We start from the raw sequence: 22,487 nt of genomic DNA on the forward strand, positions 1-22,487 counted from the left end.
GGTGGGTCGCCTGGCGGGGCGGCGTGGTCGGTCAGATGACCGAGGTGAGGACCTTGGCGAAGGCCTCGGTGACGTGGGTGGCCTCGGCCGGGTCCGCCATCAGCATCGACTGGCGGATCCAGACGACGTCGGCGGCCGCGGCCGTGGCCGCCGGGCACGCCTCGGTACGGGCCTGGTGCAGCGCGGCCATACCGCCCAGAGGCGGATAGCCGCCGTCGATCGGCACCCCCTCGGCGGCCATCGCGGCCAGCAGGAACTCCCGGTCCACCGGGGTCTCCAGGCGGAGCATCAGCAGGTGCCGGGAGTCGCGGGTGGTGCCGGCGGGCTGGGGCACGAAGGTCACCGGCAGCCCGTCCAGCTCCGTCGCCAGCTGGGCGCAGAACGCCTCCCGCCGGGCGATCTCCGACTCCAGCCGGTCCAGCCAGGGGAGCAGCAGCGCGGCCTGGATCTCGGTGAGCCGCAGGTTCCAGCCCACCTCCGGATGGCCGTACCACTCGCCGCCGAGCCGCCGCCCGAGGTTGCACGCCGACCAGATCGCCCCGTGCGCGCCGGCCTCCCGGCAGACGATCACGCCGCCCTCGCCCGCGGTCATCGCCTTGCTCGCCTGGAAGCTGAACACCCCGGCGTCGCCGAGCCCGCCGACCGGCCTGCCGTGGTAGAGGGCCCCGTGAGCCTGTGCGCAGTCCTCCACGACCACCAGGCCGTGCCGCCGGGCGACCGCCGTGATCGCGTCCATGTCGGCCGGGCTGCCCGCGAGGTGCACCGGCATGATCGCGGCCGTCTCGCTCGTGACGGCCGCCTCCACCGCCTGGGCGGACAGGTGCAGATCGACGGGGTCCACATCGACGATCACCGGAGTCGCCCCCGTGAGCAGGACCGAGGTGGCACACGCCACGAAGGTGTAGGCCGGAATGATCACCTCGTCCCCCGGCCCCACGCCGAGCCCGCGCAGCGCCGCGAACAGGCCGAGCGTCGCGTTCCCCACCGTCACGCCGTACGGCACGCCGGATCGGTCCGCGAAGGCCGCGGCCAGATCGTTGCAGACGGAGCCCTGGGTGGCGCCCCACAGGCCGCTGTCCAGCACTTCGGTCACCAGTTTGCGCTGGCCGTCGTCGAGCGGCGGCGGCCAGGACGGCCACGGGGCGGATCTGACGGGGGTGCCGCCGTGGATGGCGAGGGTCACGATCGCTGTCCTCCATGATCGAAGTCAGGGTGGTCGGGGTGCAGGCCGAGAATTCCGGCGAGGTTGCCGCCGAGGATCAGGGCGCGTTCCGGCTCGGTGAGCGGGGCGAGGGTCACCCGGCCCAGGCCGACGCGGAGGTCGAGGAAGCAGGCATCGGAGCCGAAGAGGACGCGTTCGGCGCCCACCATGGCGGCCAGGCGGGCGATCCAGCGGCCGGTCATCTTCGAACCGCAGATCTCCAGGAGCACGTTCGGGTGGTCCGCCACCAGCGTCGCCGCGCGGGCGAAGCCGTACGGCCACAGTCCGGCGTGCCCCAAGAGCAGGGGGATCGTGGGATGCCGAGCGGCGACCACGGCGAACTGCGACGGGTCGCTCCACGGTGAGTCCGTCTGGCCGTGGGCGAGGACGGGCAGCCCGGTCGCGAAGGCGGGCTCGTAGAGCGGGTCGTCGAGGCGGCATTCGTGGACGTCGGGGTGGAGCTTGACACCCCAGACGTGCGGCCCGCCGGTGAGGGGCGTGCGGTGGTGCGGGTTGTAGACCTGCCAGACGCCGAACCTGCCGGGGAACCTCCGTGCGGCCTCGGCGGCCCGCCTGTTGCCCTCGGCCGCGTCGGGACCGACGGCGAGCAGGTCGCTGACGCCCATCGCGGTGACGCCGATCCGGTCCATCGTGGCGACCAGTCCCTCGGGGGAGGGGTCGGGGATCAGGAAGTCGGGCCAGCGACCGAGGTGGCCGTGCGCGTCGAGGATCATCGGACACCTCTCGATCCAGGGGCTTCTGGCGGGGACGACGTCTCGGGACGGGTGGACGTCTCCAGGAGCGGCGCGGGTTCCGGGCGGGCGGACGGGTTCAGGAAGGACGGCGCTGCCGGTCGGGCGGCGGCTTCTGGCGGGGACGACGTCTCGGGGTGGGGGCCTTCGAAGAGGGGGAGGGCGTCGGAGCCGGGGGCGGACAGCAGCCTTCGGAGCGAGCCGGACGCGATGGCGGCCGTCTCGTCGGAGCTGAGGGCCAGATGGTCGAGCAGGAACCTGGGTCCGCAGTCGTCCATCACCGGTGCTCCGGTGCCGAACACCAGCCGGTCCGCGCCGTACAGCCCGGCGAGCCACTCCACGCCCCCCTGGGTGTTGACCGTCCCCATCTCCAGCCACAGGCCGGGGATCTCGGCCATCAGCTCGGCCACCGCGCGCAGTCGCCGGTAGCCGGGATTCAGCAGCAGGATGCGCAGGCCGGGCAGTTCGCGGGCGAGGGTGTGGAGTTCGCCCGGCGAGGTCTCCGCGAAGTCGATCGCCACGGGCAGGTTCAGCGCGGCCAGCCAGCGCAGGGCGATCGGCCCGGTCAGCTCGAAACCGTGTCGTTTCGGGCAGAGCCTGATCATGCGCACGTCCCAGGCCGTCACCTCGCCGGGGCCGCCGGGCGTGCTCGCCCCCGGCACGCCGGGCACCACGACGGGCACCGGGATCAGCCGGGGATCGTTCAGCGCGAGCAGCGCCTCGTTGCCCGCCGCCGCGTCGGAGTGGAGGCTCAGCGTGTGGGTGACGCAGGCGGCGGCGACGCCCAGGCGGTCCATCTCCGGCCTCGGGTCGACGGGGAGGTCGTCCATGGGTACGGGCCCGATCAGCCGGTGGGCGTCGATGACCTCTCCTGGTTTCGGCACAGACCGAAATCTAGCCATAGGCTTCCAGAGCGTCAAGGGAATCCATTATGGTCAGCCACGGTATGCGATCAGGAAGGCTGTCGTGACCGTGTTCGACGCGAGGAGCCTCATCGGCGAGCTCAGGGTGACGCTCGACATCGACGTGCTCGCCGGCGCCTATCCGACCGTGCCGGGCCACCCGGTCCCGTCCAGGCGCTCCTGGCGGACCAGGAGACGGCGGCCGGTGCCGTCGCCGGCCTGCGCGCCGCGATCTACGACATGATCTCGGGGCAAGGTGCTCGCCATGATCTCGGGGCAAGGTGCTCGCCATGACCTCGGGGCACCCGGGTGATCTTCCTCGACACGCACTTCTGCCACCTGGGCGACTTCCTCGTCGTCGCCGGCGACAAACCGGGCTTCCCACCCCTCCACATCGGAGGACAGCCGCACCACCCGCGCCGGCCGGTCGTCATCGGTGATCAGCGGTCCGTCGTCGTCTTGGGTGATGTGCTTCCACCGCTGGAGGCTGAGGCACCCCACCTCGCCGACCCGGCCGGTCGTCATCGGTGATTGCCGTGGGTGATGTGCTCCACTGCTGGAGGCTGAAAGCATCCCACCTCGCCGACCCGGCCGACCGGTCGCCCGCCCGGCAGTTCGGTGAGCCACGCCTGGGCGCAGTCCTCGATCCGCGTCAGGCCGTGCTCGTCGGCGATCTCGCGCAACTCGTCCACAGGTGCGGGCGCACCGAAGAGGTGAACCGCCATGATTTGCCTTGGTTTTGGCGATGATCGCCTTGCGAACCGCGTCGGGATCGAGGTTTCCGATAAGAGGATCAACATCGGCGAAGACAGGGACGGCGTTCTGCGCCAAGATGGGGGCCACGGTCCCGAAGTCGGTCAGCGGCGTCGTGATGATCTCGTCGTCGGGGTCGGGAGCGGCGGCACGACCGCGAGATGGAGGGCCGCGGTGCCGGAGCTGCACGCGACAGCATGGCGGGAGCCGTACAGCTCCGCCGTCTCGTGTTCCAGCGCACGCGCCTCGGTCCCCCAAACGGAGTTGAGCATCCTGGAGCGGATCACCTGTTCCACGGCGGCCATCTCCTCCTCGCCCAGCGTCCGCCCGCCCGAGTCGGTGGCACTGGGAAACGTCGGGGTCAACGGATATTTCGCAGGGGGTAGAGTCTGATATACGGTCTTGACCGTAATCTTGACGACAGCCCGCGACAGGAGCTAGGAGGTTTGGGTGGGGATCCTCATCGGAGTGGTCGGCCCTCACGATCTGGTTGACGAGGTGGCCGCCATCTGTGAGGAACAGCCGGGCGTGAGCACGCTCCGGCTGGACTACGACCACGAGTCGCAGGCGCCCACGGTCGTCGAGGCGCACGCCACCGCCGTCGAGGGCTGGCTGTTCACCGGCATCGTGCCCTACATGCTCAGCCACGACGCCGACGTGCTCTCCCGCCCCGCCGCGTTCGTCGACTACTCCGGCGCGACCCTGCTCAGCGCCCTCGTACGGCTGCAGCACCAGGGCCAGGACGTCACCCGGCTGTCCATCGACACCATCTCCACCGCCGACGTGATGACCACCTTCGCCGAGGCCGGCCTGCCCACCAGCCAGCTCAGGACCATCCCCTACCGCGCCGGGATGACGTCCGAACAGGCGGTCGCCTTCCACCGGCGCGGCAAGGGACACGCCGCGATCACCTGCCTCAGCTCGGTCCACGAGGAGTTGCGCGGCGAGATCCACGTGCTCCGCCTGGTCCCGTCGATCCACTCGGTACGGGTCGCCCTGCGGCAACTCCTGCTCTCCGCCGAGGGGCAGGCCCAGGAAGACGCGCAGATCGTGCTCGGGCTGATCGAGATCGACGCCGAGGAGGGCCTGCTCCGGGAGGCCACCGCGCTCGGCGGCACCCTCGCGGCCTTCCGCGGCGGCACCCACCTGCTGGTCACCACCCGGGGGCCGCTGCACGACGCGACCGGCGGCTTCTCCAGCCTGCCCATGTTGTCGCGCCTGGCCGGCCACAGCCGGGTCGTCCGGGTCGGCTTCGGCCTGGGCCGCAGCGCCGCCGAAGCGGAGAGCCTGGCTCGCCGGGCCCTCGCCCGCGCCCGCCGGATCGGCGACGTGGCCGCGGTCCTGTCGGTGCGCGCCGACACCGACATCCTGCTCGACTCGGTGAGCGCGCCGCCCGCCGCGGAACAGAACCTGCGGGTCATCGCCCGCCGCGTCGGCCTGTCCGTGCCGACCCTGGAGAAGCTGCTCGAAGCCCGCACCGCCCTCGGCGACGAGCCGCTCACCACCAAGGAGATCGCCGAGCGCCTCGCGGTGCAGCAGCGTACGGCCCGCCGCATGCTCCACCGCCTGGAACTGGCCGGCCTCGCCGAACGCACCGGCAATCTCACCAGCGGCACCAGCGGCCGGCCCCTCACCCTGTACCGCCTGATGCTCTAGCGAACCCGTCGGCCGTTCCTGTGCTCTAGCGAACCCGTCGGCCGTTCCTGTGCTCTAGCGAACCCGTCGGCCGTTCCTGTGCTCTAGCGAACCCGTCGGCCGTGCTTGACATGAACCTTGGTTGAGGTCCGAAGGTTGCCGTATCCGCTCCCGGTCAGGGGACGGGGAAGCGCCACCATCGGAGGAACCGTCATGCCCGAAAAGCCGCTCAAGCTCGCAGTGATCATCGGCAGCGTCCGGGAGGGCAGATTCGGGCCGACCGTCGCCGACTGGTTCGTCCGCCAGGCCGTACGGCACGGCGGCCTGGACGTCGACGTGATCGACCTGGCCGGGACGCCCCTCCCCGTGATGCTGCCCAACTTCGGTGCCGCACCGCCCCGGGAGACCGCGGAGGCGTTGGAAGGGCTGACGCCGAGGCTGGCGGCGGCAGACGCGTTCGCGATCGTGACACCGGAGTACAACCACAGTTTTCCCGCGTCCCTGAAGAACGCCATCGACTGGCACGACCGGCAGTGGCACGCCAAGCCCGTCGGCTTCGTCTCCTACGGCGGCCTATCGGGCGGTCTGCGGGCGGTCGAGCACCTGCGCCTGGTCTTCGCCGAACTGCACGCGGTCACCGTCCGGGACACCGTCAGCTTCCACGGCGCCTGGGGCCAGTTCGGCGACCAGCACGAGCCGGCCAGCCCGGCGGGGGCCGACGCGGCGGCCAAGGTCCTGCTCGACCAGCTCGCCTGGTGGGCGTGGACGCTCCGGGACGCCCGCGCGGCCCGCCCTTACGCGGTCTGACACGGGCGTCGGAGGTGTTGGTGTAGGTCACCTCCTGCTCGGCCTCGCCGGCCGTTTCGTCGCCCACCGGGTGGATGCCTACGTAGGCGGTGGCGAACAGCGTGCTCTCGGTCGTCTTCGCGATGTCCGGACGCCCGCGGCCGCCGTCGTAGGGTCCGAGGTCAGGGGTGGCCTTCGCCGTACTGACACTGACGAGGGCGTTCTTGAGCTGCTCGCCAAGGGCGATGAATGCTAGAAGGCTCGCATGCGGTTGATCTCGGCGGCCTGGCTGACGGAGACGTCCTCGGCCAGTTCCAGGACCCGGAAGTGGGAGCCCTTGGTGAGGACCTCGGTGGCCATGGTGATCGCGCCCAGGTGGTGGGCGGTCATGAGCTTGACGTAGAGGCGGTCGAAGTCGGCGCCGTCGGCGGCCTTGAGGGCCTCGATCTGCTCCGGGGTGGCCATTCCCGGCATGTCCCCATGGGCGGCGTGGTGCTCGGGGACCTTCTGGCCCTGCTCCCGGAGCCAGGTGGTCATCATGGAGATCTCCAGACCCTGGACGTCCGTGATGCGCGCGGCGAGCCGCTTGAGCGCGCCCGACTCGGCGCGCGAGGGGGCCAGCAGGCTGAGGTCGAGCGCCTGGCGGTGGTGGATCACCATGTCCCGCATGAAGCGGACGTCGGCCGCGTTCGCGGCGGGGGAGGGGATGGCGGTGGTGGCTTCGCCCGGTGCGAGGGTCCTGGCCTGCTCGCCCGGCTCACCAGGGGCGATCACGGGGACACTGGGCGCCGCCGCGGGAGTCTCCGGGGTGCCGGTGCACCCGGCCAGGGCGAGTACGGCCGCGCCGGCGATGACGATGAGCGCGGGTCGCACCGGGCCTCCTGAGCGGGTCGTGGCGCCAGCGTGCACGGTAACCCGGGAACGCGGGCCGAGTAAAGACGGCAAACGGTCACTAATCTTGACATGTTGATGTCTAGGCGATTCAGCGGTTGGGGAGGAGACTACGCTCGTTTACGCGCACCCTATTCGGTGGGTAGCGGAGCAAGGAGGTTCTGAGTGTTCACCCTCAGACGGGTCGGCCTGGCGGGCCGGATTCTCGTCGTGGCGAGCGCGGCGCTGGCGCTGACGCTCGCCGGGATGCCGGTTCAGGCCGCGGACATTCCCGGACCGGACGAGATGGTCATGAGCGGGAACGTCACACACGTGACGAATGTACCGAAACCGGCAGGAATCGCAAGCACCATCAACACCGACATCGCCTTCCAGGGCAACTACGCATATGTCGGCAACTACGGCGGTTTCTCCATCTACGACATCAAGAACCCGAAGAAGGCCAGGGCGGTCAGCTCGGTCCTGTGTCCCGGCGGGCAGATGGACGTGTCGGTCTACGGCGACCTGCTCTTCGGCTCCGTGGACGCCTCCAGGAACGACGACTCCTGCGCCAGCACCGCGCAGAGCGCCTCGATCGAGTCGTCATGGGAGGGCGTGCGGATCTTCGACGTCCGCGACAAGGCCAACCCCAAGTACATCAAGTCGGTCGAGACGGACTGCGGCTCCCACACGAACACGTTGGTGCCCGACAAGCAGGGCAAGGCGGTCTACATCTACGTCTCGTCCTACCTCCCCGCGGCGAACTTCCCCAACTGCCAGCCGCCGCACGACAAGATCTCGATCATCAAGGTGCCGCTCGACAACCCGGGCGCGGCGGCGATCGTGAGCATGCCCGTCGTGTTCCCCGACGGCGGTAACGAGACGCAGCCCGGCCTGCTGGTCCCGACGACCGGCTGCCACGACATCACCGTCTACGCCGAGAAGGACATCGCGGCGGGCGCCTGCATGGGCGACGGCGTGCTGTTCGACATCTCCGACAGGGAGAACCCGGTCGTCACGGCCAGGATCACCGACCCGAACTTCGCCTTCTGGCACTCGGCGACGTTCACCAACCGGGCCGACAAGGTCGTCTTCACCGACGAACTGGGCGGCGGAGGCGCGGCCACCTGCAACGAGGTCGTCGGCCCGCACCGGGGCGCGAACGCGATCTACGACATCTCGCGCGGCCAGTTCGTCTTCAAGAGCTACTTCAAGATCTCCCGGCACCAGGCCGACACCGAGAACTGCGTGGCGCACAACGGCTCGCTGATCCCGGTCAAGGGCAAGGACATCATGGTGCAGGCGTGGTACCAGGGGGGCGTCTCCTTCTGGGACTTCAGCGACGCGGCCAACCCCCGGGAGTTCGGCTACTTCGAGCGGGGTCCCTCCGTGACGGGCGGCGGCGGCATCTGGTCGGCCTACTACTACAACGGCTACGTCTACGGCAGCGACTTCAACCACGGCCTCGAGGTGTTGAAGATCAATGACCGGCGGACGAACCCGGCCAACGGCGTCCGGACCGACCGTCTGAACGCGCAGACCCAGGAGTCCTACCGCGGCCACGGTCACCACTGGTGACAGGCGGCGGAGCCGGTCGCCATCGCTGACCGGCGGCAGGTGCGGAACGACGGCGGGCTCTCAGCAGAGGGCCCGCCGTCGGCGTTTGTGTAGAGGTTCCGCCTCTTTTGCATCGTGATTCAGTGACATGTCGGCATGCAGTCGGTATCACCATGCGATCGCGTCATCTCAACAGTTGGATAACCAACAGGGCCTGAGCCTCGACAGTGAGCCGTCGGCACGGTTTTGTGATCCAAGCGGAAACCAATCTGGGTCCCCGGCTCTCCTCAGGCCAGTCACCTGAGCTGTGGACCGGCACATGGATCGGCGCATGGACGGGGACCGCTCGCGTACCTCTCCCTCATACGCGAGCGATCCCCGATCCCCCTTGCGGCGAGCAATGCCCCATCGCCCGCTTCGACCTCAAGTGCCCCGCTTTAGGTTCTCTATGCAGAAAACCTCAACTCATCTCACGCCGGAGGTACGAATCCTCCTGGCGTCGGCCCCGCTTCCTCCGTCGGCACACCGCCCCCATCCCGTGGCGCGTACGGCGAGCCCGCGCCCTCTCGAACCGGCAGATCCGGCGGCGGCGCAGGCACCCCATCCGGCACATAAGGCCCGGCGTTCACCGGAGGCGGCGGCCCGCCGTACACGGGGGCGTACCGGGGCCCGCCAGACACGGGCGGGGCGTAGTGGGACGCGTCGTACGGCGGGGCGTACTGGGGCGCGTCGCGCGGCGGGGCGTCCTGCAAAGCGGACGGTCGTGGCGGCGGGCCGTACGCGGGCTGGGCGAGGGGAGCGTACGGGGACGCGTCGCGCGTGGGCGGGGCGTACCGCGGGGACGGGGACGGTGGGCCGTACGCGGGCTGGGGGGTGAACGGCTGGGGCGGGCCGTACGCGGAGGGGGGAGACTGGGCGGCCTGGCGGGCCAGGCGGAGGCCCTCGCGGCGGCGGCGTTCGGCGAGGACGGCGGCGAGGTAGGCGTGCGCGGGGACGCCGGGCGGCGGCGGTGGCGAGACGAACGAGGCGACCTGGGCGGCGATCCGGACGCCCATCTCGTGCTGTACGGCGGGCGAGAGGGCCTGCAGGCGGGACAGATACTGCCTGGCGGTGTCGGCGACCTCGGACGGGAGCCGCGACAACTCCAGCCGGGACGCCCAGCCGGCGAGGGCGGGCGGCATCGGCAGCGGCGCGTTCCGGTCGCGCGGGCCGCGTTCGGAGATGACGATCGTGCCCGCGAAGATGTCGCCCAGGCGTTTGCCCTTCGCCGAGATGAGCGAGGTGATCAGTGCGGGCGCGCCCGTGAGCAGCCACACCTCCAGCACCCCCGCGAGCCCCCGGAACAACGCCTGCCTGAACCTCTCCGGCCCGCCGTCGTCGCTCACCACCCGCAGCCCGAGTGCCAGCTTGCCGAGGCTGCGACCCCGGCTCAGCGTCTCGAAGGCGACCGGATAACCGGCCATCACCAGCACCGTGAGCAGGATGTTGACCGCGCCGCTGAGCGCGGCGTCGGCGATCAGCGAGAACTGGGCGATCAACCAGAACGCGCCCAGCAAGGTCGTGACCTGCACGAGCATGTCGATGAACAGGGCGACCGCCCTGCTGGGCAACTCGGCCACCCGGACCTCGACGACCACGGCCTCGCCGGTCACGACATCAGACACCCCCGCAGCCTACCGACTCCCCGGCGGCTCGATCCGCACAGAGCCGGCCCAGGGGGTGCGGCCGGGTGGGTGCGGCCGATTCAGGGGGACGCGGTTGTGCGGTGTACGGGCACGTGACCGCCCGGACGGCCGATGGCCGCCGCTCGGTGGCCATGGTCAAGCGGCGGGACGGCCATGGGTGGGTACTGCCCGGGGGCTGTGGTCCGGGCGGGTGTTCCGCAGGCGGGCCTCGTCCGCGCATGAACGGCTCCTGGAGCGGGGCTAGGCTCGGCGGGTGGACATCGACGCATTCGTGATGGCGCATCGGCCGGTCTGGGATCGGCTGGAGGAGCTTGTCCGGCGCCGTAGGTCGTTGAGCGGGGCCGAGGTCGACGAGTTGGTCGACCTCTACCAGCGGGTGGCGACCCATCTGTCCATCGTGCGCTCGGGGTCTGCCGACCCGGTGCTGGTCGGCAGGCTCTCGTCGCTGGTCGCGAGGGCGCGCTCGGCGGTGACGGGGGCGCACACGCCCGCCTGGCGGGAGTTCGCGCGGTTCTTCGCCGTCTCGTTCCCCGTGGTGGCCTACCGGGCGCGCTGGTGGTGGCTCGGCACGTCGCTCGTGTTCATCGCGGTCTCCGCCGTGCTCGCCACGTGGGTGGCGCTGAACCCCGAGGTCCAGGCGTCGCTGGCGTCACCCGAGGAGATCACCCAGCTTGTCGAGCACGACTTCGCCGACTACTACTCGGAGAACCCCGCCGCGTCGTTCGCGGGACTGGTGTGGATCAACAACGTGTGGGTGTCGATGCAGGTGATCATTTTCTCGATCTTCCTCGGGCTGCCGATTCCCTGGATCCTCTGGCAGAACGCCGCGAACGTCGCGACGTCCGCCGGTCTGATGGCGTCCCGCGACAAGCTCGACATCTTCTTCGGCCTGATCACGCCGCACGGTCTGCTGGAACTGACGGCGGTGTTCCTCGCCTCGGCGGTCGGCATGCGGCTGGGCTGGACGGTCCTGGCTCCCGGCCCGCGCAGGCGGGGGGAGGCGCTGGCCGAGCAGGGGCGCGCGGTGATGAGCGTCGCGCTCGGCCTGATCGTGGTCCTGCTGGTGTCCGGGCTCATCGAGGCGCTGGTCACCCCGTCGGGCCTGCCGACCTGGGCCAGGATCGCGATCGGGGTCATCGCCGAGGCCCTCTTCCTCGCCTACGTGCTGGTGCTCGGCCGCCGCGCCGTGGCCGCCCACGAGACCGGCGACGTCGAACGCGCCCCGGACGTGGCCCCCTCAGCCGGTTAGCCGGTGAGGTCAGCGCCCACCGCGAAGCTGGTCCGGACGCGGCCCCCTCAGCCGGTGAGGCTGTCGGCCAGGTCGGCGCCCACCGCGAAGCTGGTCCCGGCCTCCTCAGCCGGTTAGCCGCGGGGTCAGAGGCGGCCGGCGGCCTTGAGGGCGAGGTAGGCGTCCGCCAGGGCGGGAGCGATGTCCTCGGGGGGCGCGTCCACGACCTCCACACCGTGCCGCCGCAACCGGGCGGTGATCGCCCGCCGCCCGGCCATCAGGCGCTCCGCGGCGGCGGCGTCGTAGACCCGCTCCGCCGTACCCCTGCCCGCCGCCATCGCGGCCACCCGCGGATCCGACACCGCGGCCAGCAGCACCAGGTGGCGCGAGGAGAGTTGCGGCAGGAGCGGCAGCAGGCCCTCTTCCAGCGAGGCGGCGTTCAGGTCGCTGAGCACCACCACCAGGCAGCGCCGCTTGGCGCGGGCGAGCACCGCCGCGACCATCCCCGCGGAGTCGGCCTCGACCAGCTCGGCCTCGATCGGCGCCATCACGTTGACCAGCGACGACAGCAGTTCGGTACGGCTCGCGCCGGACACCCAGGCGCGCACCGCCCGGTCGTAGGCGAGGAAGTCGACCCGGTCCCCGGCGCGGGCGGCGAGCGCGGCGAGCAGCAGGGCCGCGTCCATGGACCAGTCGAGCCTGGGCCAGCCGGGCGGCATCGCGTGTTCGGGCGTCCCGGCCGGCGGGACGGGGGCGGTGCCGACCCGGCCGGCGGAGGTGCGGCCGGTGTCGAGGACGATGAGCAGCCGGCGGTCCCGCTCGGGCCGCCAGGTCCTGACGACCACGTCGTGGCGGCGCGCGGTGGCCCGCCAGTCGATGGAGCGCACGTCGTCGCCGTACACGTACTCGCGCAGGGAGTCGAACTCGGTGCCCTGACCCCGCACCAGCGCGGGATGCCGGCCCTCCAGCTCGCGCAACCGGGCCAGCCGGGCGGGCAGGTGCTTGCGGCTGAGGAACGGCGGCAGCACCCGCACCGACCACGGCACCTCGTGCGAGCCCTGCCTGGCCGCCACGCCGAGCGGGCCGAGCGAGCGGACCGTCACCTTGACCGACTCCCGGTCGCCGCGCCGGGTGGGGGAGAGCGTCACGGCGAGCCGCCGGCTCTCTCCCGGTGGCACGTCGAGCACGAGCTGCCGGGGGGCGGCTCCGGCGGAGGGCGGCCAGGCGTCCCTGAGCACGCCGCGGACCCGCCGGCGCCCGGGATTCGTGGCGACCAGCTCGACCGTGGCGGTCTGGCCCAGCCGTACGAGCCGGTCGCCGCCGCGTTCGAAGCGCAGCGGGCGGACCCCGCCGGCCAGTGCCAGGTCCGTCAGGATGAACGCGAGCAGCACCAGCCCGGCTCCGGCCAGCGCGAGGCCCGGCCGGGGCGCGAGCAGCACGGCCACGGCCGCGAGGGCGGCGAGCAGGCCGGCCCGTCCGGTCAGCGCCACGAGACGATCACCGGGGCACCGGGACGGAGGCGAGGATGCCGTCGAGCAGGCCGTCGGCGGTCGCGCCCTCCAGCTCGGCCTCGGGGCGGAGCTGGACGCGGTGCCGCAGGGCCGGCCTGGCCAGCGCCTTGACGTCGTCGGGGGTCACGTACTGGCGGCCGGAGAGCCACGCCCAGGCGCGGGCGGCCCCGAGCAGCGCGGTGCCGCCACGCGGGGAGACCCCGAGCTGGAGCGAGGGGGACTGGCGGGTGGCCCGGGCGAGGTCCACGATGTAGCCGATCACCTCGGGCGCGACGTGCACCTCGCCGGCGGCGGCCCGGCCGGCGGCGAGGTCGGCGGCCGTGGCGACCGGTTTGATCTCCGAAAGGTCGCGCGGGTCGAAGCCGAGGGCGTGCCGTTCCAGCACCACCATCTCCTGCTGGCGCTCCGGCAGCGGCACGGTCAGCTTCAGCAGGAACCGGTCGAGCTGCGCCTCGGGAAGCTGGTAGGTGCCCTCGTACTCGATCGGGTTCTGCGTCGCGCACACCACGAAGGGATCGGGCAGCATCCTGGCCGAGCCCTCCACCGTGACCTGCCGCTCCTCCATCGCCTCCAGGAGCGCGGCCTGCGTCTTCGGCGGGGTCCTGTTGATCTCGTCGGCGAGCAGCAGGTTGGTGAAGATCGGCCCCTCGCGGAACTCGAACTCCGCCGTCCTCGCGTCGTAGATCAGCGACCCCGTGACGTCACCCGGCATCAGGTCGGGCGTGAACTGCACCCGTTTGGTGCCGAGCGACAGCGCCGCGGAGAGGGTGCGGACCAGCAGGGTCTTGGCCACTCCCGGCACGCCTTCGAGGAGCACGTGCCCCCGGCAGAGCAGCGCGATGACCAGGCCGGTGACCACGGCGTCCTGGCCGACCACCGCCTTGGCCACCTCGGTGCGCAACGCCCCGAGGGCCGCCAGCGCGTGCTCGGCCCCGCTGTCTGGTGTGCTCACGAATCCCTAACCTGCCTCTCCAGCGTGTCCAGGTATGCGGCCAGGGCGACCAGTCCCGCGTCGTCCGCGGGCGGCCCGCCGTACAACGCGGTTCCGACCTGACCGGCATCCTGCCCTGTCCGTACGGCTATCGCCGTGATGATCGCATCGTGCCCCGAATCGGCCACCAGCCCCAGCCTCGGCATGAGCCGGTGCAGCGCTCCTGCCCGCAGTGCGGCCGCCGCGCGGTCCCTGGCCCGGCGCGCCCGGTAGAGGCGGCCGCGGCCCTCCACGGTCTCGGCCGCCCTGACCACGACGGGCAGCCGTTCGGCGACCACGGGACCGAGCCTGCGGCCACGCCAGAACGCGACCAGCGCGACCGCGATGACGAGCTGGATCACCGCCCAGCTGACCCCGGCGGGCATCAATTCGGTGAAGCTCTTCCCCTCGGGCCCGGGGAGTTCGGGCAGCGTCTCGGGGGCCGTCAGCCAGACCAGCGTCGGTCTGGTGCCCGCGAGGCTCGCCCCGAGTGCGGCGTTGCCGTCCTCGGTGAGCCTCAGGTTGGTCAGGAACTGGCCGTCGCCCACCGCGGTGATCGTGCGGCCGTCGCGCTGGTAGGAGACCAGCGTGGGACGGCCGTCCGCCGGGTAGCAGCCGATCGCGCCCGGCGGGCCGCGCAGGGAGTATCCGCCCATGTAGGCGCTGCCCGCCTGGACGGCGGCGGGGAGCGCGCACTCCGGCTCGCGGGAGCGGACGCGGGCGGTGTCCTCGGTGCCGGAGAGGGGGGCGAGGCCGGGGGCGAGGGACGGATGCATGGCGCCCGGCCCGATCAGGAGCCGGTCGCCCGGCAGCCCGGCCAGCCGATCGACCTCGTCCTGCCTGAGGAAGGAGAGGTCGGTGACCAGCAGCAGGGAGCCGGCCGTGGCCGCCCTGGCCGCCGCGTCGGCACTGGTCACGCGTTCCACCCGGACTCCCTCGTGGCGCAGCAGCTCGGCCAGCCCGCTGGAACCCGCCAGGGTGGAGTCACCGGGGTCGAGGCTGCGGCCACCGCCGCCGATGCCCGCCAGGAGCACACCGCCGACGGCGACGGCCAGCACGATCAGGCCGACCAGCAGGGGGCCCCGCCCGCCGCGCCAGATGCTTCGCACGGTCGGGGAGGTGGCCGTCACCGGCTCGCCTCCTGCCGCCGCCTGGCGGTCCGCAGCCGTTCGTCGAGGGTGCGCAGGGTGTCGTAGTGGGCACGGGTGCCGGGGACCTCGCCGTACGCGATGTCGTCGAACGCCTGCGCCGCCGCGCCCAGGTCGGCGGCGAAGTCGGGAAGCGCGTGGCCGGCCGCCGCCGCCAGCTCGTCGGCGGTGCGGCCGGGCTGCCGGTCGATCAGGGCCCGTTCCTCCAGCCCGCGCGCGATGGCCCGCATCCGCTCGCGTACGGCCCCGGCGAAGTCGCCCGCTTCGGCCAGCCGCTCGGCCTCGGCGCGGTGTTCCGCCGCGGTCAGCACCCGGCCGCCGAAGATCCCCTCGGTGATCGCGACGCCGCCCGCCGTGGCCTTCCTGCCGTACCAGAGGAGCAGCCCGGCGATCGCCAGCACGATCATCAAGATCACGATCGCGGCCAGGACGCCGCCGATCACTCCGCCGGGCGCGCTGTCGAGCAGGTCGCCGACGAACTGCTGGAAGGTCCTGAGCACGCGCTCGGCCAGCGGCTCACGCTGGTAGCTCTCGTCGAGCATCTCCTGGACGGCCCGGCGCTGCGCCTCGTCGCGTCCGATGTCGATGGGACTCACGGTCGGCGCTGGTCGCGGTCTGCCGCGTAGCCGGGGTCCCAGAGGTCGTCCGCGGAGGCGGGGACCCAGCCCTGGCGCTGCTGCTCGATCGCGGCGGTCTGCAACACCAGGTCGAACGCCTCGCCGCGCATCCGCCGGTCGGCGTAGAGCAGCCCGTTGACCCCGGCCTGGACCGGATAGACGATCATCGACCCCAGTGTGCCGCCCACGGCGATCAGCACCGCGGTGAGCACCGCGGCCACCGCGGTTCCCCCACCCGTCGCCCCGATGAGGGTGCCCGCGATCGTGAACGGAATGGTGAACACCGACCCGATCATCCCGACCAGCAGCGAAGTGAGCAGCAGGATGCCGAACACCCGCCAGAAGTCGCCCGTGACGAGGCGCCACGACCGCCGCATGCCGGCGATCACGCCGAGCCGTTCCAGCACGATCGCGGGGGCGGCGAAGGCGAAGCGGGTGGTGATGATCAGGGTGTAGCCGATGGCGAGGACGATCGACACGAACGACAGCAGGGCGACCGTCAGCACGCTCCCGCCGCCCGCGGCCACCGCGATGATCAGCAGGACGAGCAGCACCAGCGGCACCAGTGTGAGCAGCCCCGTGAGCAGCACCAGCCCGAACAGCGCGGGCACCCGGGAGCGGGTCAGCCGCCACGCCTCACCGGCGGTGATATTGCCGCCGAAGACGGCACGGCCGAGGATCCGGGTGAGCACCCCGCTGAGCAGGGTCACCGCCACGAACTGGACGATCAGCGAGACGAACGTGCCGGCGTACACCCCGAGCACGGAGGAGACCGACGGCGCCTGCTCGGCCAGCGCGGGATCGGCGAACAGGTCGCCGGCCGTGCCGAGCAGCACCGCCTGGCCGATGCCCACCGGGATCGCGCCCAGCGCCGCGGCGATCGCCGACAGCCCGAGCACCGCCTTCGGGTTGGACCTGATCAGCTTGATCGTGCCGTCGAGGATGTCACCGAGGCCGAGCGGGCGCAGCGGAATGATGCCCGGCCGCAGCGCGGGCGGCGGCGGGCGGAAGCCGTGGGGCGGAAACCGGGGATCGGGATGCTGAGGATACGGCGGGTACGGCGGGGCCTGCCGGTGGGGCGGGCCGGGGGGCGGAGCCGGCGCGTCGGCCCCCGGGGCGGCACCTGGGACGGTCCACGGAGAGACGCCGGGGCCGCCGTAGGGAGGGGGCTGCTCAGCCGCCCACCCAGGTGGTTGCTCGGGAGGGGAACCGTGACCGTCTGACATATCTCAATCCTGGCATGATGCGTGAGCCGATGGCGTGATCGCGGCCGACCGGTGCGCGGGGATGGCAGAAACCGGTCGCTTACCGCAGACTGGGTGCTGACAGTTCGCCCGGCGCGGGGCCGGATCGGGGGCTGTCAAGCCACTGGGGACGGAATGCCGGGCACGTTGACGTCGTGTACGCCTAAAATTCGGTTTACGGCTGCTCGGTCTTATGGCCTTGTATCGCCCGGCCGCTGGACAAGGGTAACCTTCGACGATCGTACGGGTTCGCCCAAAGTCTCCCAAACTGCATAAAACGAATGAGGGGCCATGAAAGGACGCGTGCTGGTCGTCGACGACGACGCCGCTCTCGCTGAGATGCTCGGCATCGTGTTGCGCGGGGAGGGTTTCGAACCATCCTTCGTCTCCGACGGTGACAAGGCGCTCGACGCGTTCCGCGACACCCGTCCGGATCTCGTACTGCTCGACCTGATGCTGCCCGGCGCCGACGGCATCGACGTGTGCCGCCGCATCCGCGCCGAGTCCGGTGTGCCGATCGTGATGCTGACCGCCAAGAGCGACACCATCGACGTGGTGCTCGGCCTGGAATCCGGCGCCGACGACTACATCGTCAAGCCGTTCAAGCCGAAGGAGCTCGTGGCCAGGGTGCGCGCGCGGCTCCGCCGTACGGACGAGCCGACGCCCGAGATACTGCAGATCGGCGACGTCACCATCGACGTCGCGGGGCACTCGGTGAAACGCGGCGAGGAGACCATCAACCTCACTCCGCTGGAGTTCGACCTGCTGGTCGCGCTGGCCCGCAAGCCGCGGCAGGTGTTCACCCGCGAGGTCCTGCTCGAACAGGTCTGGGGCTACCGGCACGCGGCCGACACCCGGCTGGTCAACGTGCACGTCCAGCGGTTGCGCGCCAAGATCGAGAAGGACCCGGAGCATCCGGAGATCGTGGTGACCGTGCGCGGCGTGGGTTACAAGGCAGGCCCGGCCTGACGGCCGGTCCCCCCCTGGACCCCGACATGCCACCGCCGAAGGGAAAGCCGAAGCGCCGGACGCCGATGCAGATCGTGCGCGGCGTCCGCAGGAGGGCGCGGCGCGCGGCCGGCAGGCTCCGCCGCGTCTGGCGGCGTTCCCTGCAACTCCGGGTGGTCACCAGCACGCTGGTCATCTCGGTGGCGGTGGTGGCGGTGCTCGGCGTCACCCTGATGCAGCAGTTCACCAAGACCGTGGTGGAGGGGCGCACGAACGCCGCGCTCACCGAGGCGATCTCCGACCGGGCCTCGATCGTCGGCCAGCTCAACCAGCCGCCGGGCGAGGTGAGCAAGCCGAGCACCACCGGCCTCGGCGACCCGGCGCCGAGCGCGGGCGACTCCTCCCTCGACCGCGCGGCCATCGCGATGGCCAACCGGGCGGGCGAGGCGAGCCGCTACACCGTGATCATCAAGAACGAGGCCATCCCCGGCGAGTACCGCGCCACCAACGAGATCGACCCGCGCAGCATCACCGCCGACCTCCAGCAGAAGGTGCGCGACGGCCGCCTCAACGACACCCAGTCACGAACCGGTGAGCTCTACTACTTCGGCAAGGCGCAGCCCGAGCCCGGCATCGCGATCGGCGTCAAGGTCGAGAACGGCTACGAGATCTACCACTTCTTTCCGCTGACCGAGGAGGAGAACCTCCTCTGGTCGGTCCGGCAGACGCTCGTCGGCGTCGGCGTCGGCCTGGTGGTGCTGCTCGCGGCCATCGCCTCGCTGGTCACCCGCCAGGTCGTCACTCCCGTACGGCTGGCCCGCCAGGCGGCCGAGCGGCTGGCCGCCGGGCAGCTCGAAGAACGGCTCAAGGTGCGCGGCGAGGACGACCTGGCCCGGCTCGCCACCTCGTTCAACGAGATGGCGGCCAACCTGGCGCTCAAGATCCACCAGCTGGAGGAGCTGTCACAGGTGCAGCGGCAGTTCGTCTCCGACGTCTCCCACGAGCTGCGCACCCCGCTGACCACCGTGCGGATGGCCGCCGACCTGCTCTACGAGGCCCGTGCGGACTTCGACGCCGCGGCCTCGCGCTCGGCCGAGCTGATGCAGGCCCAGCTCGAACGGTTCGAGTCCATGCTCACCGACCTGCTGGAGATCAGCCGGTACGACGCGGGCGCCGCCACCCTCGACGTCGACTCGGTCGACATGCGCGACGTGGTGCTGCGGGCCGTCGCCGACTCCGAGGCGCTGGGCGAGAAACAGGGCGCCCGCTTCGCCCTGCGCCTGCCCAGCGAGCCGTGCATGGCCGAGGTCGACAGCCGCCGGGTCGAACGGATCCTGCGCAACCTGCTGTTCAACGCGATCGAGCACGGCGAGGGCAAGGAGATCGTGGTCACCGTGGGCGCCGACCGGGACGCCGTGGCGGTGGCCGTGCGCGACCACGGGGTGGGGCTCCGCGCCGGCGAGGAGAACCTGGTCTTCGACCGCTTCTGGCGGGCGGACCCGTCACGGGCCAGGACCATCGGCGGCACCGGCCTCGGGCTGGCGATCTCCAGGGAGGACGCCACGCTGCACGGCGGCTGGCTCCAGGCGTGGGGCGTGCCGGGCGAGGGAACCCAGTTCAGGCTCTCGCTGCCCCGGGTGGCCGGCGCCGAGCTCAAGGGCTCGCCGCTGTCCCTGGTGCCGCCCGAGATCGAGATGCGGCGCACCTGGCGCGCGCACATCACCCCCGTGCTCTCGCCCGCCACGGGCGAGCGCGTGCTCGACGTGACGCGCGAGGGAGGCTCCGCGTGAGACCCCACAGGGTCGGCGCCGCCGGGCTCGCCCTCGCCCTCGTCTGGGCGGGGGCGTCCTGCGCGGTCATCCCCACGGGCGGGCCCCCGGTGTCGTACGAGGAGCAGGTCCAGGGCGACCCGCTGCGCAAGCCGTACGTCAGGGTGGTCGCCACGGAACCGCGTTCGGAATGGACCCCGCAGCAGGTCGTCTCGGGGTTCCTGAACGCCATGGCCAGCCTCGACGACCCCGGCTGGAAGATCGCCAGGAAGTATCTCACCGCGGAGGCGGCGCGGGGATGGCGGCCGCAGGTGGGCGTGACCGTCTACGACAAGGGGCAGATCGTCAAGGTCCCGCTGCCGCCTGACGACGCGATGGAGACCGAGGTGACCCTCAAGGGCGCGGTCACCGGGTCGATCGACGGCGAGGGCAAGTACCGCGCGCGGTCGAGGCCGGGGGGTGAGTCGAACTTGCAGTCGTTCCCCCTGATCAAGACCCCCCAGGGGTGGCGCATCACCGAGGTGCTCAACGTGCTGCTGCTCACCGAGGCCGACATCCGGCGCAGTTACCGGCCCGTCAAGCTCTACTATCTCGACCACCTGCAGAAAGGTCTCGTCGTCGACGAGGTGCGGATCCCCGTCGACCCCGCTCAGGACTTCGCCGAGAGCATGGTCAGACGGCTGCTCGACGGCCCGACCGGCACGCTCAAGGACGCCGTCAGCAACGCGCTGCCGGCGGGCACCGAACTACGGCGAGTCTTCACCGAGGACGACAAGATCATTGTAGACCTGAACGAGGCGGCTGCCAACGCGATCTCCTCGGGCGCGCGCGGCGGCGCCGTCGACGCCATGGCCGCCCAGATCGGCTGGACGCTGAACCAGCTCACCGAGCGCTGGGAGGTGGAGGTACGCGTCAACGGCGAGCCGTTCTACCCCGACGGCAGCGCGTTGCGCGTCGGCTTCGACCGCTAGGGCCGCTTCGACCCCTGGCTGAACGCCGGGGCCACCCGCACCTACCTGATCAAGGACGGCGCGCTGCACGTGCTCAACTCCGACGGCGTGCCCGGCCCGGTGCCCGGCCAGGCCGGCCAGCCGGACGGGGGCCACGTCCAGCACGCCGTCTCCGGCAACCAGGCGAACGTCGCCGCCCTGAACGCCGGCGGCGACGCCGTGGAGGTCGCCCCCCTCGCCGACGGCGGCCAGTGGCAACGGTGGATCACCGGCAAGGACCTCACCATGCCCTCCTGGGACCGCTACGACACCGTGTGGGCCGCCGACCGGCTCGGCGCGCGCTCCTCGCGCGTCTTCCGCCACAACGGCAAGCAGCAGACCAGGATCGCGGCGCCGGGCCTGGAGACGGTCGGCGTACGGTCGCTGAGGGTCGCCCGCGACGGGGTCCGCATCGCCGCCCTCGTCGACGACGACCTCGGCACCCACGTCCGCGTCGGCACCATCATCCAGGGCCACGACACCCGCGTCGCCAACCTCCAGACGCTCTTCACCGCGGCCGAGGGCCAGAAGATCGTCGACCTCGCCTGGCGCGACGCCACCACCCTCCTCGTGTTGACCGGCAGCAAGTCGGGCCAGGAACTCCTCGCCATCTCCGTCACCGACGGCACCACCGAATCCTTCAAGGCCGACGCCCGCATCACCTCGATCGCCGCCCTGGAGGACCGCGTCCTCGCCGGAGCCCAGGACACCGAGGAGGACAGGCGCGAGCTCCTCCAGTGGGAGCCGGTCAAGGGCACCTGGATCCCCCTGATCAAGGACCCCGCCACCATGCCGATCCTTCCCCTGGGCTGACCCACCCGGGTTTCCGCGGTGCGGACCGGGTTGGGGCGGTGGTCGGCGTGCGCGTACGTGTGGTTCGGGCTGGTGCGGGGTCGTCGTCGTGGTGTCGGTGTGTCGGTTCGGTCGGCTGAGGCCGGTGGTGTCGTCCGACCGTGTCGGTCCGCCTGGATCGCGTCGCGGCGGAACTGTCGGCGCCGGGTGGCAGTCTTCGGGGGTGCTGGGAGACCTGCTCGATCTCGTGTTGCCGCAGCGATGCGGCGGGTGCGACGCGCCGGGAGCGGTGCTGTGCGCCGGATGTACGGCGGAGCTGTGCTGGGAGCCGCGGGCGAGGATGCCGTCGCCGTCGCCGCCCGGGTTGCCGGAGTGCTGGTCGGCGGCGGTGTACGAAGGGGCGGTCAGGCGGGCGATCATCGCCTACAAGGAGCGCGGCCGTACGGCGCTCGCCCGGCCGCTGGCCCGTGCCGTGGCGGCGACGATCGCGGCGGCGGCGCCGGAGGGGCCGGTCGTGGTGGTGCCGGTGCCGAGCGCGCGCTCCGCGCGGCGGAGCCGGGGGCACGACCCGGTCGGCCGGCTGGCCGCGCTCGCCGTACGGGAGCTGGCGGGGGCGGGGCGGTCCGTGGCGCTCGCGGCGGTGGTCGGGCAGCGGCGGCGGGTGGCGGACCAGGCGGGCCTGAGTCACGCCGAGCGTGCCGTGAATCAGTCGGCCGCCTATCGGGTCGGGGGACGGCACGCGCGGGAGGCGGCGGCTCTCTGGGCGCGTTCCTGGCCTGTCGTGCTGGTCGACGACATCGTGACCAGCGGAGCCACGCTGGCGGAGTCGGCCGCGGCCTTGCGCGGGGCCGGAGCCGAGGTTCGCCACGCCGTCACCCTGGCGGCGACGCCCCGCCGTACCGGTGGCAGGGGTGTGGCGGACGGGCGGGTGGTGAGAGGGTGACGCCCGGTGGCGCGACACGCCGAAATGTCCGAAAATATGGGGTTACGGAGGGTAACAGGCAGCCCGTGGGATACGGCTCACCTGAGGGCCACATCTTGCTAGCGGGATTCCTCGGCTGTGGCTGCTCAATGGACGTGAGAAGCGCTCACGAATGGGGATGCAGCCCCACCGTAATCGGCGCACCGGG

General features: G+C 71.8%; 22 protein-coding genes and 1 pseudogene. 9 read left to right on the forward strand and 14 right to left on the reverse strand.

Translation table 11 applies throughout. The features are described 5' to 3' along the window. Positions 1–31: 31 nt before the first annotated feature. From MBA17_RS34830 to MBA17_RS34855, 7 genes and pseudogenes are all read right to left on the reverse strand, one after another. Positions 32–1,183 (reverse strand): DegT/DnrJ/EryC1/StrS family aminotransferase, encoded by a 1,152-nt coding sequence (locus MBA17_RS34830; RefSeq protein WP_238501652.1) that lies wholly within the window; start codon positions 1,181–1,183, stop codon positions 32–34. After that, the gene (locus MBA17_RS34835) at positions 1,180–1,935 is read right to left on the reverse strand and encodes an amidohydrolase family protein (protein ID WP_238501654.1); all 756 of its coding nucleotides are present in this window, start codon (positions 1,933–1,935) and stop codon (positions 1,180–1,182) included. Before MBA17_RS34835 ends, MBA17_RS34830 begins: the two co-directional genes overlap by 4 nt. Further along, the gene (locus MBA17_RS34840; protein ID WP_238501656.1) at positions 1,932–2,837 is read right to left on the reverse strand and encodes an amidohydrolase family protein; all 906 of its coding nucleotides are present in this window, start codon (positions 2,835–2,837) and stop codon (positions 1,932–1,934) included. The genes MBA17_RS34835 and MBA17_RS34840 overlap by 4 nt, the downstream gene beginning before the upstream one ends. 156 nt (positions 2,838–2,993) lie before the next feature. Continuing rightward, complete coding sequence (locus tag MBA17_RS34845) at positions 2,994–3,380, reverse strand: hypothetical protein (protein WP_238501658.1); 387 nt, start codon at positions 3,378–3,380, stop codon at positions 2,994–2,996. Then, positions 3,377–3,580, reverse strand: coding sequence for a DegT/DnrJ/EryC1/StrS family aminotransferase (locus MBA17_RS34850; RefSeq protein ID WP_238501660.1), 204 nt, complete (start codon positions 3,578–3,580; stop codon positions 3,377–3,379). Before MBA17_RS34850 ends, MBA17_RS34845 begins: the two co-directional genes overlap by 4 nt. Positions 3,581–3,644: 64 nt before the next feature. Continuing rightward, positions 3,645–3,698 (reverse strand): annotated as a pseudogene (locus MBA17_RS50670) (hypothetical protein); the annotation flags it as partial. Between the two features lie 14 nt (positions 3,699–3,712). Further along, on the reverse strand, positions 3,713–3,973 hold the full coding sequence (locus MBA17_RS34855; RefSeq protein WP_238501662.1) for a DegT/DnrJ/EryC1/StrS family aminotransferase: 261 nt from the start codon (positions 3,971–3,973) through the stop codon (positions 3,713–3,715). An 85-nt stretch (positions 3,974–4,058) separates the two neighbouring features. Here MBA17_RS34855 and MBA17_RS34860 point away from each other — a divergent pair, with 85 nt between their 5' ends. After that, positions 4,059–5,264, forward strand: coding sequence for a hypothetical protein (locus MBA17_RS34860; RefSeq protein ID WP_238501664.1), 1,206 nt, complete (start codon positions 4,059–4,061; stop codon positions 5,262–5,264). Positions 5,265–5,456: 192 nt separating this feature from the next. After that, positions 5,457–6,050 carry an NADPH-dependent FMN reductase gene (locus MBA17_RS34865; protein WP_238501666.1) on the forward strand — a complete coding sequence of 198 codons (594 nt, stop codon included), beginning with the start codon at positions 5,457–5,459 and terminating at the stop codon, positions 6,048–6,050. Between the two features lie 231 nt (positions 6,051–6,281). Here the strand turns inward: MBA17_RS34865 and MBA17_RS34870 are convergent, their stop codons facing one another. Continuing rightward, positions 6,282–6,902, reverse strand: coding sequence for a DUF305 domain-containing protein (locus tag MBA17_RS34870; RefSeq protein WP_238501668.1), 621 nt, complete (start codon positions 6,900–6,902; stop codon positions 6,282–6,284). Between the two features lie 183 nt (positions 6,903–7,085). On the opposite strand from MBA17_RS34870, the gene MBA17_RS34875 reads away from it, so the two are divergent. Continuing rightward, complete coding sequence (locus MBA17_RS34875) at positions 7,086–8,477, forward strand: LVIVD repeat-containing protein (RefSeq protein ID WP_455432918.1); 1,392 nt, start codon at positions 7,086–7,088, stop codon at positions 8,475–8,477. A gap of 449 nt (positions 8,478–8,926) precedes the next feature. Here the strand turns inward: MBA17_RS34875 and MBA17_RS49845 are convergent, their stop codons facing one another. Further along, a complete protein-coding gene (locus MBA17_RS49845) occupies positions 8,927–10,120 on the reverse strand; it encodes an RDD family protein (RefSeq protein WP_455432919.1) in 1,194 nt (397 codons plus the stop codon). Positions 10,121–10,394: 274 nt separating this feature from the next. On the opposite strand from MBA17_RS49845, the gene MBA17_RS34885 reads away from it, so the two are divergent. Then, positions 10,395–11,390, forward strand: a complete 996-nt coding sequence (locus tag MBA17_RS34885) for a stage II sporulation protein M (protein ID WP_238501670.1) — start codon at positions 10,395–10,397, stop codon at positions 11,388–11,390. A gap of 125 nt (positions 11,391–11,515) precedes the next feature. Here MBA17_RS34885 and MBA17_RS34890 read toward each other — a convergent pair whose 3' ends face one another. The 5 genes from MBA17_RS34890 to MBA17_RS34910 are packed head-to-tail and all read right to left on the reverse strand — an operon-like array spanning position 11,516 to position 16,841. Continuing rightward, positions 11,516–12,859: a DUF58 domain-containing protein gene (locus MBA17_RS34890; RefSeq protein ID WP_238501671.1), complete on the reverse strand. Its 1,344-nt coding sequence runs from the start codon at positions 12,857–12,859 to the stop codon at positions 11,516–11,518. Positions 12,860–12,866: 7 nt separating this feature from the next. Beyond that, positions 12,867–13,832, reverse strand: coding sequence for an AAA family ATPase (locus MBA17_RS34895; RefSeq protein ID WP_238501672.1), 966 nt, complete (start codon positions 13,830–13,832; stop codon positions 12,867–12,869). Beyond that, the gene (locus MBA17_RS34900) at positions 13,829–14,980 is read right to left on the reverse strand and encodes a DUF4350 domain-containing protein (protein ID WP_238501673.1); all 1,152 of its coding nucleotides are present in this window, start codon (positions 14,978–14,980) and stop codon (positions 13,829–13,831) included. The genes MBA17_RS34895 and MBA17_RS34900 overlap by 4 nt, the downstream gene beginning before the upstream one ends. After that, positions 14,977–15,594 (reverse strand): DUF4129 domain-containing protein, encoded by a 618-nt coding sequence (locus MBA17_RS34905; protein ID WP_238501674.1) that lies wholly within the window; start codon positions 15,592–15,594, stop codon positions 14,977–14,979. Before MBA17_RS34905 ends, MBA17_RS34900 begins: the two co-directional genes overlap by 4 nt. Then, the gene (locus tag MBA17_RS34910) at positions 15,591–16,841 is read right to left on the reverse strand and encodes a DUF7544 domain-containing protein (RefSeq protein ID WP_238501675.1); all 1,251 of its coding nucleotides are present in this window, start codon (positions 16,839–16,841) and stop codon (positions 15,591–15,593) included. Before MBA17_RS34910 ends, MBA17_RS34905 begins: the two co-directional genes overlap by 4 nt. Positions 16,842–17,150: 309 nt before the next feature. On the opposite strand from MBA17_RS34910, the gene mtrA reads away from it, so the two are divergent. The 5 genes from mtrA (at position 17,151) to MBA17_RS34935 (ending at position 22,300) form a co-directional block, all read left to right on the forward strand. Beyond that, entirely contained in the window at positions 17,151–17,828 is a 678-nt protein-coding gene (mtrA, locus tag MBA17_RS34915; RefSeq protein WP_238501676.1) for an MtrAB system response regulator MtrA, read from the forward strand. A 26-nt stretch (positions 17,829–17,854) separates the two neighbouring features. Next, positions 17,855–19,597, forward strand: coding sequence for an MtrAB system histidine kinase MtrB (mtrB, locus tag MBA17_RS34920; protein WP_238501677.1), 1,743 nt, complete (start codon positions 17,855–17,857; stop codon positions 19,595–19,597). Further along, on the forward strand, positions 19,594–20,547 hold the full coding sequence (locus tag MBA17_RS50675; RefSeq protein WP_238501678.1) for an LpqB family beta-propeller domain-containing protein: 954 nt from the start codon (positions 19,594–19,596) through the stop codon (positions 20,545–20,547). The genes mtrB and MBA17_RS50675 overlap by 4 nt, the downstream gene beginning before the upstream one ends. A gap of 69 nt (positions 20,548–20,616) precedes the next feature. Beyond that, positions 20,617–21,378, forward strand: a complete 762-nt coding sequence (locus tag MBA17_RS34930; protein ID WP_238501679.1) for an LpqB family beta-propeller domain-containing protein — start codon at positions 20,617–20,619, stop codon at positions 21,376–21,378. A 202-nt stretch (positions 21,379–21,580) separates the two neighbouring features. Beyond that, entirely contained in the window at positions 21,581–22,300 is a 720-nt protein-coding gene (locus MBA17_RS34935; protein WP_238501680.1) for a ComF family protein, read from the forward strand. Positions 22,301–22,487: the final 187 nt, after the last annotated feature.

Source organism: Dolomitihabitans soli, assembly GCF_022213955.1.
Taxonomy (GTDB): domain Bacteria; phylum Actinomycetota; class Actinomycetes; order Streptosporangiales; family Streptosporangiaceae; genus Streptosporangium_A; species Streptosporangium_A soli.